The organism is Bacillus sp. FSL R9-9497, from assembly GCF_038005805.1.
Lineage (GTDB): Bacteria > Bacillota > Bacilli > Bacillales > Bacillaceae_G > Bacillus_A > Bacillus_A cereus.
Genome location: NZ_JBBOTY010000001.1, coordinates 5,008,629 through 5,025,252, shown reverse-complemented (window position 1 = coordinate 5,025,252; position 16,624 = coordinate 5,008,629). Strand labels below are relative to the sequence as shown.

The window sequence follows — 16,624 nt, the reverse complement described above, 5'->3', positions numbered from 1 at the left end:
ATGAACTTAAAAGAAATCTTAAAAGCATCTCAAGCGCGAAATAAAGCTCGATTAGCAGAGTTACAAGGGAAAGTAGAAAAGGATGAAGTTCGTTCGGAAGAATTAGCAGCAGTTAAGGCTGAAGTGGAAGCATTAACAGAAGAAGCGAAAACTCTTGCTGATGAATTAGCAAAATTAGAAGCAGACGAAAAGGAAGAAGATCCAGACAAAAAGAAAGATGACGATCCAGATAAAAAAGAAGATCCAGAAGTAAAGGAAGATCCAAATCAATCAAGAGAAATTCCAAAAGAAGAACGTTCTGAAATCATGGCAGCTATTGCAACAGGTCTTTCTACTAAAGGTCATAAATCTACTAAAAACAAAGAAAAGGAAACTCGTTCCGCCTTTGCTAATTATATTGTAGGTAATATTGATGAAAGAGAAGCTCGTGCATTAGGATTAGTTACTGGCAATGGTTCTGTTACAATTCCAGATTTCTTAAGTAAAGAAATTATTACGTATGCTCAAGAAGAAAACTTCTTACGTCGATTAGGAACGGGAGTGAAAACAAAAGAAAATATTAAGTATCCTGTTTTAGTTAAGAAAGCAGAAGCTCAAGGTCATAAAAATGAGCGAACAAATAACGAAATTCCAGAAACAGATATTGAATTCGATGAAATCGAACTATCTCCAACAGAATTTGATGCACTTGCTACTGTAACGAAAAAATTATTAGCACGTACAGGCTTACCAATTGAACAAATCGTTATGGACGAGTTGAAAAAAGCTTATGTTCGTAAAGAAACTCAATATATGGTTAATGGCGATGAAGCTAATAACATAAATGATGGTGCATTAGCAAAGAAAGCTGTTGAATTTAAAACTGATGAAAAGAATCTTTACGATGCATTAGTAAAAATGAAAAATACACCTGTTAAAGAAGTACGTAAAAAAGCACGATGGGTGTTAAATACGGCAGCACTAACAAAAATTGAAACAATGAAGACAGATGACGGATTCCCATTACTTCGTCCATTTAATCAAGTTGAAGGCGGAATTGGTTATACGTTATTAGGTTTCCCTGTTGAGGAAGAAGATGCAATTGATATTCCAGATTCACCAGATATACCAGTATTCTATTTCGGTGACTTCTCTAAGTTCTATATTCAAGATGTCATTGGATCATTAGAGGTACAAAAGTTAGTTGAGTTATTCTCACGTACAAACCGTGTAGGTTTCCGTATCTGGAACTTACTAGATGCTCAATTAATTCATTCTCCATTTGAAGTTCCAGTTTATAAGTACGTCTTGAAACAGCAAACTACACCAGGTGCTTAATATGGATGATTTAATTAGTAAATTTAAAGAACATATAAGATGGGATGAGGGTATGGATGATTCTATGCTCTCATTTTATTTGAAACAAGGACAAAATTATGTTCTCAAGGCAACTGGTGAGCAAACAGAATATCTAGTTATTATGTGTGCTGGTATCTTTTATGAGTATCGTGTATCCGAAAAAGAATTGAGTGCAGCTTTAGATGCAATGACACCTTTCTTTGTCCAGGAGGTATTTAGTGATGCCGAAGAGATTGAGTAATAACAGAAAACATCGAATAACTTTTATTAAAAGTGAAACGAGTAAAGATGACTTAGGGCAGGTTATCGATGAGAAAGATGTTGATTATGCTATTTGTTGGGCAGATATTAAAACAATGCTAGGTAAAGAATATTTTGCAGCGGCAGCATCTCAAGCTGAAAGAACGTACCGTTTTATTATTCGATATCGGCCTGACATTGAAACAACTATGAAAATTAAGTTTAAAGGACGTATTTTTGACATAACACATCCTCCAATTAATGATGGCGAAAGTAATGAAACGCTCACTATTATTGCTCAAGAGCGTGTGTGAGGTGAAGTTTAATGGGAAGTATTGATAGTCTATCAACAGATATCGCAAGAGAGTTACAGAGATATGCGAATGTTGTTGAAGAGGAAATTGAGGTTGCAAAGGAAAAAGTAGCAGATGCCCTAGTAGAAGAATTAAAGCAAAAAAGCCCTAAAGATACGGGTAAATATGCTAAAGGGTGGCGTAAAAAGAGAATGGGAGATGCAATTATTGTTCACAATGCAACGAAGCATCAGGTTGCACATTTATTAGAATTTGGCCATGCGAAAGCCAATGGAGGGCGTGTTCCACCAAAAGTTCACATTGCTCCAGCTGAAGAGCATGCGATTAATGATTTTGTTGAGCGTGTGGAAAGGGCGGTTCAACAATGACATTAGGTGAATTAAAGAAGATTTTAGATGCTACAGGATATCCTGTGGCTTATTCGCATTTCACAGCAACACCAACTACTCCAGTTCCAGCGCCACCTTATATTTGTTTTCTTGTGGACGGATCAGCAAATTTAATGGCCGACAACAAGGTCTATCACAAGATAAATGACTTAAACATAGAGCTTTATACAACTAGAAAAGATTTAGTTGCAGAAGCCAAACTTGAAAAGGTCCTTGATGATAATGAAATACCATACGATTCGCTATTCGAAGGGATTATTGAATCCGAAAAAATGTATCAAAAATTTTATGAAATGAGGTTGATATAAATGGGTGAGAACAAAGTTACTTTCGGTTTAAAAAATGTTTATTATGCATTGTATGAAATTTTAGATGGGGTAGTAAAATTTAAAACTCCAATTCCGATTCCAGGAGCTGTTGAACTAACATTAGATCCACGAGGGGATTTAATTGAGTTCTATGCTGATGACATGCTTTACTACTCAGCAAGTAATAACCAAGGCTATGATGGTGCATTAAATATCGCTACAATTCCAGAAAAATTTGCTGTAGATGTTTTAGGTGAAGAGTTAGACGAAGTAGATGGTGTACTAAATGAACTAGCTGATGCCAAAGGAAAACAATTTGCATTGTTATTTGAATTTGATGGAGATGAAAAAGCGACTCGTCATGTTCTATTTAACAATTCAGCAAGTCGTCCTACAGTTGCATCTAAGACGAAAACAAATTCAGCTGAACCAAATACGAATGAACTTAAATTTGTTTCTAGTCCAATTGATATTAATGGTAGACGTATGGTTAAGACAAAAACTACATCTAAAACAACACAAGCAGTTTATGATAATTGGTTCAAAGAAGTATATACAAAAAAATCAGTAGAGATACAAAAGGGAGCGTAAGTGAGTGGAAAAGACAATTACAATAGACGGAAAACAAGTCCGATTAAAAAGTACAGCAGCTACTGTTAAACGATATAAAGCGCAATTCAGACGTGATTTATTTGCTGATATGTTTAAGTTAGGGATTTTGTCTCCTTCAAATCCTCAAGAGGGTTCGCTAGCCACTATTGATTTAGCAAATATTGATTCAAGTAAACTGGATTTTGAAGTTGTTTATGATTTAGTTTGGTTATACGCAAAAACAGCAAATCCAGAAATTGCTGAGCCAATTACATGGTTAGACGGTTTTGATGAATTCCCTATCTCAGAGATTATTCCGGAAATTATGGATATGATTCAAAGTACGATGGGCGCAAAAAAAAAATAAAGAAAAATAATGGAGAGCAAGGAACATTCAGTGATGAAGAATTAACCACTGATACGTTCCTTGCTCTTTGTTATAAAGCGAAATTAACGCATTGGGATCTGGACGTCATGACAATTGGTGATTGCTTTGATTACATTGCTGAATTCGCTGAAATGGAGAATCCAGACAAAGAAAAAGTAAGAAAAGCAAACCAAAAAGACTTTGATTCATTCTAAGAAAGGGGTTAGATTATGGCCGGAAGAATTAAAGGGATTACGATTGAAATTGGCGGCGAAACCACAGGTCTTCAAAACGCTTTAAAAGATGTAAATAAGCAGAGTGACAACTTGGCTAAAGAACTAAAAGATGTAGAACGTCTTTTAAAATTCGATCCTGGCAATGTTGAAGCTTTAGCTCAGAAACAAAAGTTATTGACTCAACAAATTGAAAATACAACAGAAAAGCTAGATAAATTGAAGGCAGCCGAACAACAAGTTCAAGCGCAATTTCAAAACGGAAAGATTTCTGAAGAACAGTACCGCGCGTTTAGGCGTGAAATTGAATTTACACAAGGGTCACTTGATGGTCTGAAAAATAAGCTCGGCAACATGAAAGCTGAACAAGAGAATGTAGCGAGTTCAACAAGACAACTAGAAACGTTGTTTAGTGCTACAGGAAAAAGCGTTGATGATTTTGCAGGCGCATTAGGTAATCGTCTTGTAAACGCAATTAGAAGCGGTACAGCAACAAGTAAACAATTAGAACAAGCAATTGGAATTATTGGACGGGAAGCATTAGGAACAGAAGCTGACATAGAAAAATTACAACGTGCTCTTCGATCAGTGGATGCTGGAAATTCAATTCAACAAGTTCGAAACGAGTTAAGGGATTTGCAACAAGAAGCTGAAAGAACAGAGAAGAAGTTTGAAGGACTCAAAGTAGGACTCGAAAACGTCATTGGTGGATTGGCAGCTGGTGGCGGAATCGCAACAGCAGTTGAAAAAGCAATGGATATGTCGAGCTTAAAAACAAAAATTGATATCACTTTTGATGTCCCAGAGTCTTCAAAAAAATCAGTAGAAGAAGCTATTAGAGGTGTTACTACTTATGGTGTCGATGCTGAAGAGGCATTAGAAGGAGTTCGCAGACAATGGGCATTGAATAAAGATGCTTCTGATGAAACAAATGCAGCTGTAGTCAAAGGAGCAGCGACTATTGCAGCATCCTATGCTGGAATTGATTTTAATGAACTTATACAAGAAACCAATGAAATTGGTGCAACGTTAGGTATTACTAATGAGGAAGCATTGGGATTAGTTAATACATTGTTGCAAACAGGATTTCCACCAGAGCAATTAGATATTATCGCTGAATATGGGGATCAGATGGTTCAAGCTGGATTTTCAGCTAAAGAAGTCCAAGGAATCATGTCTGCAGGAGTCGACACTAAAAGTTGGAATATAGATAACCTATTGGATAAAAAATTGTCCCTATGAGTGGCGACATTCATAGAAAACTCCCTTAATTCAGTGGAACTCTCAAAAGAGACAATACTGAGCGAAGCCTTTAACAAAGGAACGTGCAACGACTAGCTGAAAAGCGTAGGGTGTAAGCCAATGACATCCGAAATGGGGAGCATCTTATATAAAAGATGATGATATAGTCTGGTCTGTATAGTGATATACAGAAGTTCATAAGAGAACTGGCAGGATGTTGCGAATCCTGTTGAACATATCGGGTGTAAAAGAAGGTCGTATCAAAATGGCCGAATTTGGTGCGGGTGTAGATAAATCTATGCAAGAGGTTTTAGATAAAACGAAGATTTCGGCGGATCAGTTTGAAAAATGGGGTCAGGCAATTGCTGGCGGTGGTGAAAATGGACAAAAAGCTATGCTTGAAGCAACCAAGGCTTTAGCTGGCGTTGAAAATGCAACAGACAGAAATGCACTTGGCACGAAGATGTTCGGTACTCTTTGGGAAGACCAAGGAAAGAAAATCATCGACACCATTTTGAAAGCAGAAGGCAAACAAGTTGATTTAAAAAAAGGAGTAGAGGATTTACATGGCGCTACTTCTAAAATAGATGCATCTCCAGCGGTTAAATTTCAACAAGCAATGCAAGATTTACAAGTTGCTCTTCAGCCTGTTCTTGAAGTTATAGCAGATCTTGTCTCTAAATTCGCTGAATGGATTTCTAATAATCCTGAATTAGCAGCAACGTTAACAGCGATTGCAATTGCTATTGGTGTGATTTCGGGAGCATTTATGGCTTTAATGCCTATAGTCGTCGTTATATCGAGTATAGGGGCTGCAATGATGGGATGGGTAGCATTAATCGCCGTGGTTGTAGCCGCTGTAGTTGCATTGGGTGTCCTTATTTATGAGAATTGGGATTCTATCAAACAATGGACCATTGATGCCTGGAATGCAATTGGAGAATTCTTAGTAGGAATATGGGATGGGATTGTACAATGGGCAAGTGAAACCTGGAATAGTATTAGTGAATCTACATCGGAAGTTTGGAACTCGATTAAAGAATACTTAATGGAGTTATGGAATGGGATAGTTGAGTCTTTATCTGAAATATGGAGTTCTATCGTTGAAACTACTACAGAAACCTGGAATTCCGTTGTGGAGTATTTGACTGGAATTTGGGATGGAGTAGTTGAAACACTATCAGAAGTTTGGAATAGTATTAGCCAAACCACTTCCGAAGTGTGGACGTCAATTAGTGAGTTCTTCCAAGAGACCTGGAATGGATTAGTAGCTTTTATCACGCCAATTTTACAAGGAATTGCTGATTTCTTCTCTATGATTTGGAACGGTATTTCCACAGTGATTCAAACTGTATGGGATTTTATTACTCAATACTTACAAGCAATTTGGACGGCTATTTTATATTTCGCCACTCCAATTTTCGAGTCTATACGAGAGTTTTTAGCTTCGGTATGGGAATCTATTAAAGAAAAAGCTACAGCGGTGTGGGATGCACTTACAAATTTCTTAACAACTTGTTGGAATGGAATAGTTTCAATTGCAACAACTGTATTTGAGTGGATTAAAAATACAGTTACAACCGTTTGGGATACAATCAGTTCAGCAACAATGTCTGTATGGAATGCTGTTAAGAATTTCTTACAATCATGCTGGAACGGGTTAGTAGCTTTTGTAACGCCGATATTCACTTCAATAAAAGATTGGATTGTGAATACATGGAACACAATTAGTTCCACAACAAGTGCAGTATGGAACACGATTAAAAGCTATCTATCTAGCTTATGGAACGCAATTGTTTCCACAGCAAGCTCTGTATTCAATAGCATCAAAGAAGCCATTTCAACAGTTTGGAACATGATTAGTAGCACAAGCAGTAGTATTTGGAATGGCATTAAATCTACACTTTCAAACATTTGGGAAGGTATCAAGTCAACCGCATCTTCTGTCTGGAATGGATTAAAAGAAGCCATTATGACTCCTGTTCGTTGGGTAACAAATGCGGTTAGTGGAGCATTTGAAGGCATGAAATCAGCAGTATTAGGCGTATGGGATGGTATTAAAAGTGGTATTCGTACAGCTATCAATGGAATTATTCGTATCATAAATAAATTTATAGATGGCTTTAATACACCAGCGGAATTACTAAACAATATACCAGGAGTTAGCGCGCCGACTATTCCACATGTACCGATGCTTGCTAAAGGCGGAAAGCCTGTAGGAGATGGTTCATTTATTACTGGAGAAAAAGGCCCCGAACTGTTTACTAAAAGAGGAAATTCAATTACAGTTACGCCGTTATCTTCAAAAGAAAGATCCCTCGGGATCACTGGAACTATGAATCAACTAATGAGTGATATGAGCCGAATGATGGCTAGTTCAATGAGTCAATTATCAGGGTTAAAGAGTGTTATGAGTGGTGTGTATGGAAATATGTCAAATAGTAGACAAGCTATGGCAGCTAGTGTTGCGAATCAAGTGATTAATTATTCTTCAGGATCATCTGGCGGTGGAGTCATTCCAATGCTTGGTGGAGATTTAGTTATTGAAGTACCTGTTAATTTAGAAGGAAGAGACGTGGCACGCGGTACTTATCGCTATACAACCGAATATCAAGAAAGAGAAGCGAAAAGAAACTCAGACTTTTAGGTTTGGGTTTCTTTTATTTTATAAAGAAATGGGGTGACAGTATGAGTTCTTTTACATTTAACAACATACGCAAAGATTTTATTCAAATAGAAAAGGGGTGGAAAAGACCAGCGTGGGCGCCGTTAAAACGGAAATTTCTAAGTGTTCCAGGTTATCCAGGTGCAAGATTATTAACGACAGAAACTGAAATGCGAGTTTTACCTGTTCCGGTCGGAATTATTGTTCCTGATGGATCTGACCTAGAAACATTAAAAGAAGAAATAGCAGAGTGGTTAATTACAGAAAAACCTGTTGAATTAGTCTTTGATGTAACACCTGATAGGACATACCTGGCGGTTATTGATGAAGATTTTGATCCTGAGGATTTTGTTACTTTAGGTAAAGGTACTTTGAATTTTGTTTGTCCGATGCCATATAAGTTAGGGCCTACTAAAACGGTAGAATTTGAAATGGATGGACGTGGGTTAATAGCAAATGTGCAAAATAAAGGAAGTGTAGAATCCAATCCAATTATAGAGGTTGAAGTGACGAAGCCTTCCACATTTCTTGATGTATGGAATGGAACGGATTATTTTCGCATTGGATACCCATTGAAAGCAGACCAGGTTCCAGTGGAAAGAAATCAACGTGTGTTATGGGACGAAATGGGGACAACCATAGGATGGACAGATGTTCCTAAAACAGAAGATATGACTGGTGGAGGAAAGTTTAAATCAGATGGATATCGTTTTATGGCTGAATATCTAGGTGAACCTACAGTAAAAGGATGGCATGGTTGCATAGCCAAAAAGAATATTCCACAAGGACCTTTACAGGATTTCATCATGCAAGCCTATGTACGTATTAATAGTCATCATTGGGATCAAATGGGACGTGTGGAAATAGGTCTTCTTGATGAAAATAGCGATTATGTAGCTCGTATATCGATGAGCGATGTTCAATGGGAAGCCGAGCAAAACAGCGGATTCGCTTCTGTTGGTAATAGTAAAAAACCAGGTGGACAGGTATTTATTAATGAACATGGAGATCACCCAGACACTTGGACAAATTTTAGAGGTCGTTTATGGCTTGCTAGAACTGGAAACAGATGGGAAGCGTATATTTCTAAATTTATTTTAGGTACGGAAATTGATGATGCTGAAAGGTTTGTTGTATGGTTCGATGAAAATAACGTCAATATGAATAAAGTTACTCAAGTACAAATCAGTATTTCTCAATTCTCTAATAACATGTTTTGTTCGGAAATGTCTATTGACGATTTGAAAATTTGGAAGGTTAACATGAATACTCAAAATAATCCTCCTTATATCTTTGATGTTGGTGACAAAGTAGTTATTGATACTGAGCGAAGTCTTGTAACGATAAATGGTAAAAGTGCTATTAATCTAAAAGATATATTTAGTGACTATCCTGTTATTCATAAAGGTTCGAATAAGCTAGAAATCATGCCTTCAACTGTCGGAACAGCCAAAGTAACGTATAGGGAGCGATTTAGATGAGGACACCAAGTGGAATCTTACATGTTGTTGATTTTAAAACGAGTCAAATCGTTTCCAATATACAACCAAAAGATTATTGGGACGATAAGCGACATTGGGAGATAAAAAATAACATTGATACTTTAGAGTTTAAAGTATTTGATAATACAGATCATGCAGCTACACTCATGCAACAAAATTTAGTTTTAAAAGAAGTTCGTGATGGTCGCATTGTTCCATATGTAATTACTGAAGCTGAAAAAGATTCAGATGATAGATCAGTCATTGCTTATGCATCTGGTGAATGGATTCAACTCGCGAAAGCTGGCGTTATCAATCCACAGAAGCTTGTAGGGAAAACAGTCAATGAGTTTATCGATATAGCTCTTGTGGGTACGAAGTGGAAAAGGGGGAAAACAGAATACGCTGGCTTCCACACTATGACGATTGATGAATTCATAAATCCACTGAAATTTTTAAAAGACATTGCTTCCTTATTCGATTTAGAAATTCAATATCGCGCGGAAGTTGTAGGATCTCAAATTGTTGGTCGTTATGTAGATATGGTGAAAAAGCGAGGACGTGATACAGGCAAAGAAGTAACTCTTGGTAAAGATTTGATGGGTATCAAACGAATTGAGAATTCCCAAAACATCTGTACAGCCCTATTAGGGTTCGTAAAAAAAGAAGGTGGAGACTTTATAACCATCTCTAGTATTAATAATGGGGTTCCTTATCTTGTAGACAATGATGCATTTCAGCGATGGAATGAACGAGGACAACATAAATTCGGATTCTATACACCGGAGACAGAGCAAGATATAACACCACAACGTTTAATGACTCTTATGAAAACAGAGATAAAGAAACGCGTTAATACATCTGTTTCTTATGAAGTAAATGCACAAAGTATTGGTCGTGTATTTGGACTAGCTCATGAGCTGATTAATGAGGGGGATACAATCCGAATAAAAGATACAGGATTTACACCGAAACTTTATTTAGAAGCACGGGCAATCGCTGGTGATGAATCATTTACTGATCCTTCACAAGATAAATATGTGTTTGGAGACTATCGTGAACTTGTTGATCAGTCTGAAGAATGGCGTCGTTATTATAAACAATTGGTATCGCAACTAGGCGGAAAAGCAACACAAGATTATGTTGATCAATTGAAATTAATCGCTGAAAAAGCTGAAGCAGACGCAGCACAAGCAATAATTGACGCTAATCTAGCCGATAGAGCAGCACAAAAAGCGAAAGAGGATGCAGAATATGCAAAGGCGTTAGCTGATCAAATCAATAAGGATTCTGCAACCTGGCAAACAGTCATAATAGAAAGCACTAATGCACCGACAACGGGACTAGTTGCAGGGAAATCATTGTGGCTGGATATCTCAAAAGGAAAGCCAGGAATTTTGAAAAAGTGGAATGGCACAACATGGGAAGCAATCGTTCCAGATACCAAACAACTTGAACAAGATGTGCAAACGTGGGTTAATGGCGAGTTAGACAAGATCAAAGGCGATATGGAGGATTTAGTCGATATTAACTGGCTTAATCAGCAAATGGAAGGTAAAGCAAACAAAGCGGACACCTACACAAAAACAGACGTTGACACGGCTTTAAATGGTAAGGTTTCTAATAGTAAATATACAACGGATCAGCAGGGTGTTTTACAGAAATTTGAGAACCAACAAACGCAAATTAACCAAAACGCGAAAGATATCACACTAAGCGCAACTAAAACGGAATTATCAACAGTCGACGGAAAAGTTACTACGGTTGACGGTAAACTAAACACGACAAACGGAAAAGTCGCAGGTTTAGAGGGCGATATGGTCAACGTGAAGAAGGAAGCAAGTGAGTTAAAAGTCGAAGTCGGCAAAATCAGTACGAGCGTTTCAGAAGTGACGGGCAAAGTTAACGGGATGAAATTCGGCGTTGAAAACTTGCTGATCAGATCAAAGGATAATGAAACGCCTTTCTGGGCAATAACAGGCAATACAAAAACTGCTGAAAAATATCTCGATACGAGTGTTTGGTCGTCAACTGAAGCATGGAGCGGGCTTGAATATTTAACTGCATATTTACGAGATCAAGGTGTACAGAAGTTACAAACGGACTACACATTCAGCATGTATATGCGAGTAGTTAGCCCAAATAGTGACAAGAAAGTCGATGTGAAGTTCTACTGCGGATCAGCTACGGACAATGGGAAAACAGTTGCAAACGTGGGCGCTGCATGGCAACGAGTAACACATACTTTCAAATGGATCAGTACGTCCGATGATCGTTTACGTTTCGAACCGATCAACACGGCTACGGAAATTGGAGCAACTAGGTTCGAATATGCAGCTTATCAACTGGAAGAAGGAAATATTGTTTCTAGTTACAAACCATCATCAAAAGATGCGTTCACATCGGGGGGCGGTAACGTTATTCGAAATTCAAGTTTTGATCGCGGTCTTATGGATTGGGACTACAATAATTCAACCGCTAAAGCAAAAATAACTGTTCCGCAAAATCCTGATTTAGGATCAGTTTTAAAAATCGCAAATGCGGGCGCTGCTACTGATCAATATATCGGGGTTAAACAACAATTGATCGATCTAATCCCGAAAAGCGGTCAAGTAGGCGAGCAGATTTCTATTTCATTCTTCATTAAATGGAATTCAGCAGCAGCAAATCTTAATGATGATCAATTTGCAGTAGAATTACAGGATACAACGGATTCTAACAAGCCTTTCGTATCGAATCTGTATGTTACTAGAACGGCGGTTCAACAATGGCGAAAAGTCACACACACATTTACAGTTACGAAATCATTTAAAAACCCGCAAATCGTAATATGGTTACGTCGAAACGGTGATATCGAAGTTTCGAACTTCATGTTAAACCGTGGAAACTTACCGCTCGAATGGTCGCCGTCGCCGATGGATCGTCAATTGTCTGGCGGTACTAACTTATTGTTAAATTCATCGGGTAACAACGAGTTTGTAAAACATAAAGGAGCAGCGAAACATTTCACGAATAAAGCAACCGTTACAAACGTGGGCGATTATATTCACATGGTATGTAACGATTACACCGACTCTTTCTATCAGTTCACGGATATAACAAGCGCTAAAACGGAAATGTACGGTTTTAAAGCTGATACAAATTACGTTCTATCATTCGAAGCCGACACGGATTCAACCGATATGAATTTCGTATTGTTTGAATATCTATCGAATGGGACGTTAACAGAAGTTAATACAAAAACATTTGCTTGTGTTTCGAATTGGAGAAGATATGAAGTCAGATTCCGAACTACTGCGGGCATTACGGGTTTATTCTTCAGGTTACGTTTTCCGAAAAATGCAGCATCAAACGGAAAGATTTTCAGATTTAAGAAAGTTCAAATCGAAGAAGGAGAGATTGCGTCCGACTGGAATCGAAATGCCGATGATCTCACATTAAATACCGAGTTCGTCAAGAAAACGTCCGAGATTATCCAAACAGTGGATGGAATTACTCAACGTGTGGAAAATACGGAGTCTGGTTTAACAGGCGTCAAAAGTCGTGTAGGGGTGTTAGAAACTACATCTACTGGTATTACGGCGCGTGTAACTGAAGTTGAAAAAGTGAATACTGCACAAGGCAACACGTTAACACAACAAGGACAAACAATCACAACGCATACGAGCGAAATTAACGTACTGAAGAATCAAATCACTTTAACCGTTTCTAAAGACGAAGCGCAGGGGTATGTTTCGGCAGCAGGAAGAGAGAACATTATCAAAAACGCGGTTCTGTCTAGCGTGAAGTATTGGGGATTTCATGCAAGTGTTTCACATGATCCAACTTTAAATTACAAAGGATACGGCGTTTTAAAAACTGTACAATCTGGTTTAACTGTGGATTCATGGCGTGGAGCGTATACAGATAGATACCCATGTGTAGGTGGTAATTATTACGTAGCTAGCGCGTGGGCGTACAGAACAACGGCAATGGATCGCGGTGCATCGTATGAAATTCAGTTCTTTGATAAAGCGGGCACTCGAATTGGAACGGCTTATTCGTCTATTACAGATGCAAACCTTCCTATCAATACATGGAAGAAATTCCAAACGGATGAATACAAAGCACCAGATAACGCAGTTTCGATGTTTTTCCGTTTCCATGTTGTAAGAAATGGAACGTTGATGATCTCGCAACCTACGTTACAAGCGGGGAAAATTGCGTCAACTGATTTTTACCCTTCACCTTTTGATTATACGAATCAAGAACAATTGATCAGCGACGTTTCCAATAAAGTCAATACTTCGGACTACAACCAAAAGGTAACGCAAATCGATAATCGTTTAACTATTAATGAGCAAGGATTAGATTTAAAGGCTTCAAAATCAGAAGTATATACACAAACTCAATCTGATGGTAGGTATGCTAAAGATGCATATGTAAAAGAGCTAGAAGGACGTGTTCAAGTCACTGAGAAAAATATTCTTAGTACCGTAAAAAAAGGCGATATTATTTCTTCTATCAATCAAACGGCAGAGCAAATTACGATTGATGTTGCGAAGCTTGCTATTAATGCAGCGACAATTGTAAAGTGGCTTACGGCTGAAGGGATTGATACCAATTTTATATCTGTTCGTGGTGATAAAATTACCATTGATAAAAATGGTGTATCAATTAAAATGTTAGATTTCCTCTACGAAGACGAAAGAGGAATGAAAACAACAGTTATGTCTAAACGCAATCTAATTAGCGACCATGATTTTTCAAGTGCTATAAAGAAAGACATCGGGAACCCTGATTATTGGGGTTTTGATGGTGGATATGGTCTTCCGTGGAGAGCGAATGGCAACGTAGTTATAGAAAAAAATACAGCCTTGTTTAATTATGAACAAATGGTGAATGCAGCACGAGTAGATATGTATAACTATCCTGAAACAACCGTTAAAAACGGAATACATCCAGGCAATATTTATACACTATCAGCACATTTTCGATGCGCTATGATTAATGGAAAGAGAGTAACTGCTAAACCACAGTTGCACATTTGTTATGTAACGTATAGAGATAATGTTCATTATGATATATGGTATGAATCAAAACTTTCATTTGATGCACCTAGCACATACTATGGCGACATTCAGCGTAGGTCGTTTACTTTTACAATCCCAGCTAGCTACAAACCGCAGGAACACGCCGTTGTTATAAAAGTAGAGTCTGCTGATGCAAACATTGGACAAGGCACAGCAGTTTGCGTGTCAGGTGTTACTTTAGTGAGTGGCAAATATGCATCTATGTATGACTGGGATAGAGCAGCAGCAGAAAGAGCAGACGGTCTTCAGCCATTTAATAAGATTGCAATAGGAGATGCGAATACCAACATAGGTATAGCGCCTGATGGATACACATTGGATATAAGCACGAACAAAGAGGTTAAGTTTTACACTAACATCCGAGCATTGCAAGGTGTAAGTCTTGGTGGGAATGCATTTCAACAGTGGGGACATATTCGTTTTGCAGATGGTAATCTTGGCCCAGGCTTTTACGTGAATAGCCCAAATGGTTGGAAATTCAATGCATTGGGATAGAAAGGAAAGATATAAATGAACGATATTAACTATATGATGCCTTTTCAAGAAGGAGCAACTCTTCCTTATATGGGAAGAATAGTAGACATAAAACGAACAGAAAATGGAGTTTTTGTTCAAATACCCGCTGACATGTTAGACAATGCTGGTATTGCCAATGATACTAGTAAAGTTGAGGTATGGAGGCAAATGGATGACGGAGGAGCTATTTGTTTTAGAGTGTTAACAAAATGTGAGTTATGTGGTCGTGGTTCCAGACTATATGAATTAGATTTAGGAGTTGCTAAAAGGCGCATTTGTGCAAATGATTATTTTAAACTTACAGGTGAATATCCTCCACAAGGACCATTACCAACTGAAAATAACACACAAACAGAGCAGGAGCAGCGATAGCTGGTCTTTTTTTATTGCTAAAAAAGGAGATGAAAAGATGGATCGTATTGATGTATTGTTAAAGGCTTTTATTGCCACTTTCGGTGGCTTCTGTGGTTACTTTTTAGGAGGGTGGGATACAACATTGAAAGTTCTAGTAATCATGGCAGCAATCGACTATATAACGGGAGTAATTGCAGCAGGATTTAATGGGGAATTGAAAAGTAAAATTGGTTTCAAAGGCATCGCCAAAAAGGTGGTGCTTTTTCTTTTAGTTGCAGCAGCTACTCAAGCTGATGCAATTGTGGGTTCAAATAGTGCTCTTCGTGAAGCAACAATCTTTTTCTTTATCGGAAATGAGTTGCTTTCACTTTTAGAAAATGCAGGGCGTATGGGAATACCTTTGCCTTCAGCTTTAACAAATGCAGTCGAAATTTTAGGTGGTAAACAAAAACAAGAAGAGAAAAAGGGAGATGTTCAATAATGGAAATTAGAAAAAAACTAGTTGACCCAAGTAAATATGGTATAAAGTGTCCTTACACAATGAATCCGGAATTCATTACAGTCCACAATACTTACAACGATGCTACAGCAGAAAATGAAGTATCTTATATGATTCGTAATGACAACCAAGTGTCGTTTCATATCGCGGTAGATGATAAAGAAGCAGTACAAGGAATCCCTTTAGAGCGTAACGCCTGGCATACTGGCGACGGTAACGGGAATGGTAATCGCAAATCTATTGGAGTTGAAATTTGCTACTCTTTAAGTGGTGGAGATAGATATTATAAAGCGGAAGACAATGCAGCTATGGTTGTAGCTCAACTAATGAAACAGTACGATATTCCAATTAATAAAGTCCGTACACATCAATCATGGAGTGGGAAGTACTGTCCTCATCGTATGTTGGCAGAAGGACGTTGGGATAGCTTTATCGAGAGAGTCCAAAATGCATACAATGGAGGTAGTAAAGTAACTCCTACGCTTATTCCACCGTCAACTAACGGGACAGGTATTGCGTATATTGAGGGGAATGGCATTAACCTGCGTAAAGGTCCAGGTACTGGATACGGGGTTATTCGTCAATTAAGTAAAGGTGAGTCCTACGAAGTATGGGGACAATCAAATGGATGGCTAAACCTTGGTGGCGATCAGTGGATTTATAATGATTCATCATACATTCGTTTTACTGGAGAAAGCACACCGATAAGTTTGCAATCCGTCAATAATGGCGTAGGAATAGTTACTATTACAGCAGATGTATTGCGTGTTCGTAGAGGTCCAGGAACTAATTATGGCATTGTAAAAAATGTGTACCAAGGAGAACAGTATCAGTCGTGGGGATATAGAGATGGTTGGTATAATGTGGGTGGAGACCAATGGGTTTCAGGCGAATATGTGAAGTTTGAAGATTAAAGTAAGAGCCGTCATTATGACGGCTTTTTTTTAGTTTATAGCAATTATTTAACTACTAACTGTTGATTTGAATAAACAGCTATGGTATAATTATATATGTA

Annotated in this window: 14 protein-coding genes; all 14 read left to right on the top strand. The window is 37.9% G+C overall.

Annotated features, from left to right (window positions below; translation table 11 throughout):
* Entirely contained in the window at window positions 1–1,317 is a 1,317-nt protein-coding gene (locus MKY21_RS26030) for a phage major capsid protein (RefSeq protein ID WP_341077689.1), read from the top strand.
* Between the two features lies 1 nt (window position 1,318).
* The gene (locus MKY21_RS26025; protein WP_086405524.1) at window positions 1,319–1,579 is read left to right on the top strand and encodes a head-tail connector protein; all 261 of its coding nucleotides are present in this window, start codon (window positions 1,319–1,321) and stop codon (window positions 1,577–1,579) included.
* Window positions 1,560–1,892: a phage head closure protein gene (locus tag MKY21_RS26020; RefSeq protein WP_341077681.1), complete on the top strand. Its 333-nt coding sequence runs from the start codon at window positions 1,560–1,562 to the stop codon at window positions 1,890–1,892. Before MKY21_RS26025 ends, MKY21_RS26020 begins: the two co-directional genes overlap by 20 nt.
* Before the next feature lie 11 nt (window positions 1,893–1,903).
* Window positions 1,904–2,260 (top strand): HK97 gp10 family phage protein, encoded by a 357-nt coding sequence (locus MKY21_RS26015; protein ID WP_341077679.1) that lies wholly within the window; start codon window positions 1,904–1,906, stop codon window positions 2,258–2,260.
* Window positions 2,257–2,589, top strand: coding sequence for a hypothetical protein (locus MKY21_RS26010; protein WP_341077678.1), 333 nt, complete (start codon window positions 2,257–2,259; stop codon window positions 2,587–2,589). The genes MKY21_RS26015 and MKY21_RS26010 overlap by 4 nt, the downstream gene beginning before the upstream one ends.
* Window positions 2,590–3,180 carry a major tail protein gene (locus MKY21_RS26005; protein ID WP_098506942.1) on the top strand — a complete coding sequence of 197 codons (591 nt, stop codon included), beginning with the start codon at window positions 2,590–2,592 and terminating at the stop codon, window positions 3,178–3,180.
* A 4-nt stretch (window positions 3,181–3,184) separates the two neighbouring features.
* A complete protein-coding gene (locus tag MKY21_RS26000; RefSeq protein WP_016084513.1) occupies window positions 3,185–3,547 on the top strand; it encodes a hypothetical protein in 363 nt (120 codons plus the stop codon).
* 227 nt (window positions 3,548–3,774) lie between these two features.
* Window positions 3,775–5,022, top strand: a complete 1,248-nt coding sequence (locus MKY21_RS25995; RefSeq protein WP_098316054.1) for a hypothetical protein — start codon at window positions 3,775–3,777, stop codon at window positions 5,020–5,022.
* Between the two features lie 265 nt (window positions 5,023–5,287).
* The gene (locus MKY21_RS25990) at window positions 5,288–7,669 is read left to right on the top strand and encodes a phage tail protein (RefSeq protein WP_341077961.1); all 2,382 of its coding nucleotides are present in this window, start codon (window positions 5,288–5,290) and stop codon (window positions 7,667–7,669) included.
* A 41-nt stretch (window positions 7,670–7,710) separates the two neighbouring features.
* Window positions 7,711–9,168 (top strand): distal tail protein Dit, encoded by a 1,458-nt coding sequence (locus tag MKY21_RS25985; RefSeq protein WP_341077675.1) that lies wholly within the window; start codon window positions 7,711–7,713, stop codon window positions 9,166–9,168.
* Window positions 9,165–14,735, top strand: a complete 5,571-nt coding sequence (locus tag MKY21_RS25980) for a phage tail spike protein (protein WP_341077674.1) — start codon at window positions 9,165–9,167, stop codon at window positions 14,733–14,735. The genes MKY21_RS25985 and MKY21_RS25980 overlap by 4 nt, the downstream gene beginning before the upstream one ends.
* A 15-nt stretch (window positions 14,736–14,750) precedes the next feature.
* The gene (locus MKY21_RS25975) at window positions 14,751–15,128 is read left to right on the top strand and encodes a hypothetical protein (RefSeq protein ID WP_341077672.1); all 378 of its coding nucleotides are present in this window, start codon (window positions 14,751–14,753) and stop codon (window positions 15,126–15,128) included.
* 37 nt (window positions 15,129–15,165) lie between these two features.
* A complete protein-coding gene (locus MKY21_RS25970) occupies window positions 15,166–15,591 on the top strand; it encodes a phage holin family protein (RefSeq protein WP_060851555.1) in 426 nt (141 codons plus the stop codon).
* Window positions 15,591–16,523 carry an N-acetylmuramoyl-L-alanine amidase gene (locus MKY21_RS25965; RefSeq protein ID WP_341077669.1) on the top strand — a complete coding sequence of 311 codons (933 nt, stop codon included), beginning with the start codon at window positions 15,591–15,593 and terminating at the stop codon, window positions 16,521–16,523. The genes MKY21_RS25970 and MKY21_RS25965 overlap by 1 nt, the downstream gene beginning before the upstream one ends.
* Window positions 16,524–16,624: the final 101 nt, after the last annotated feature.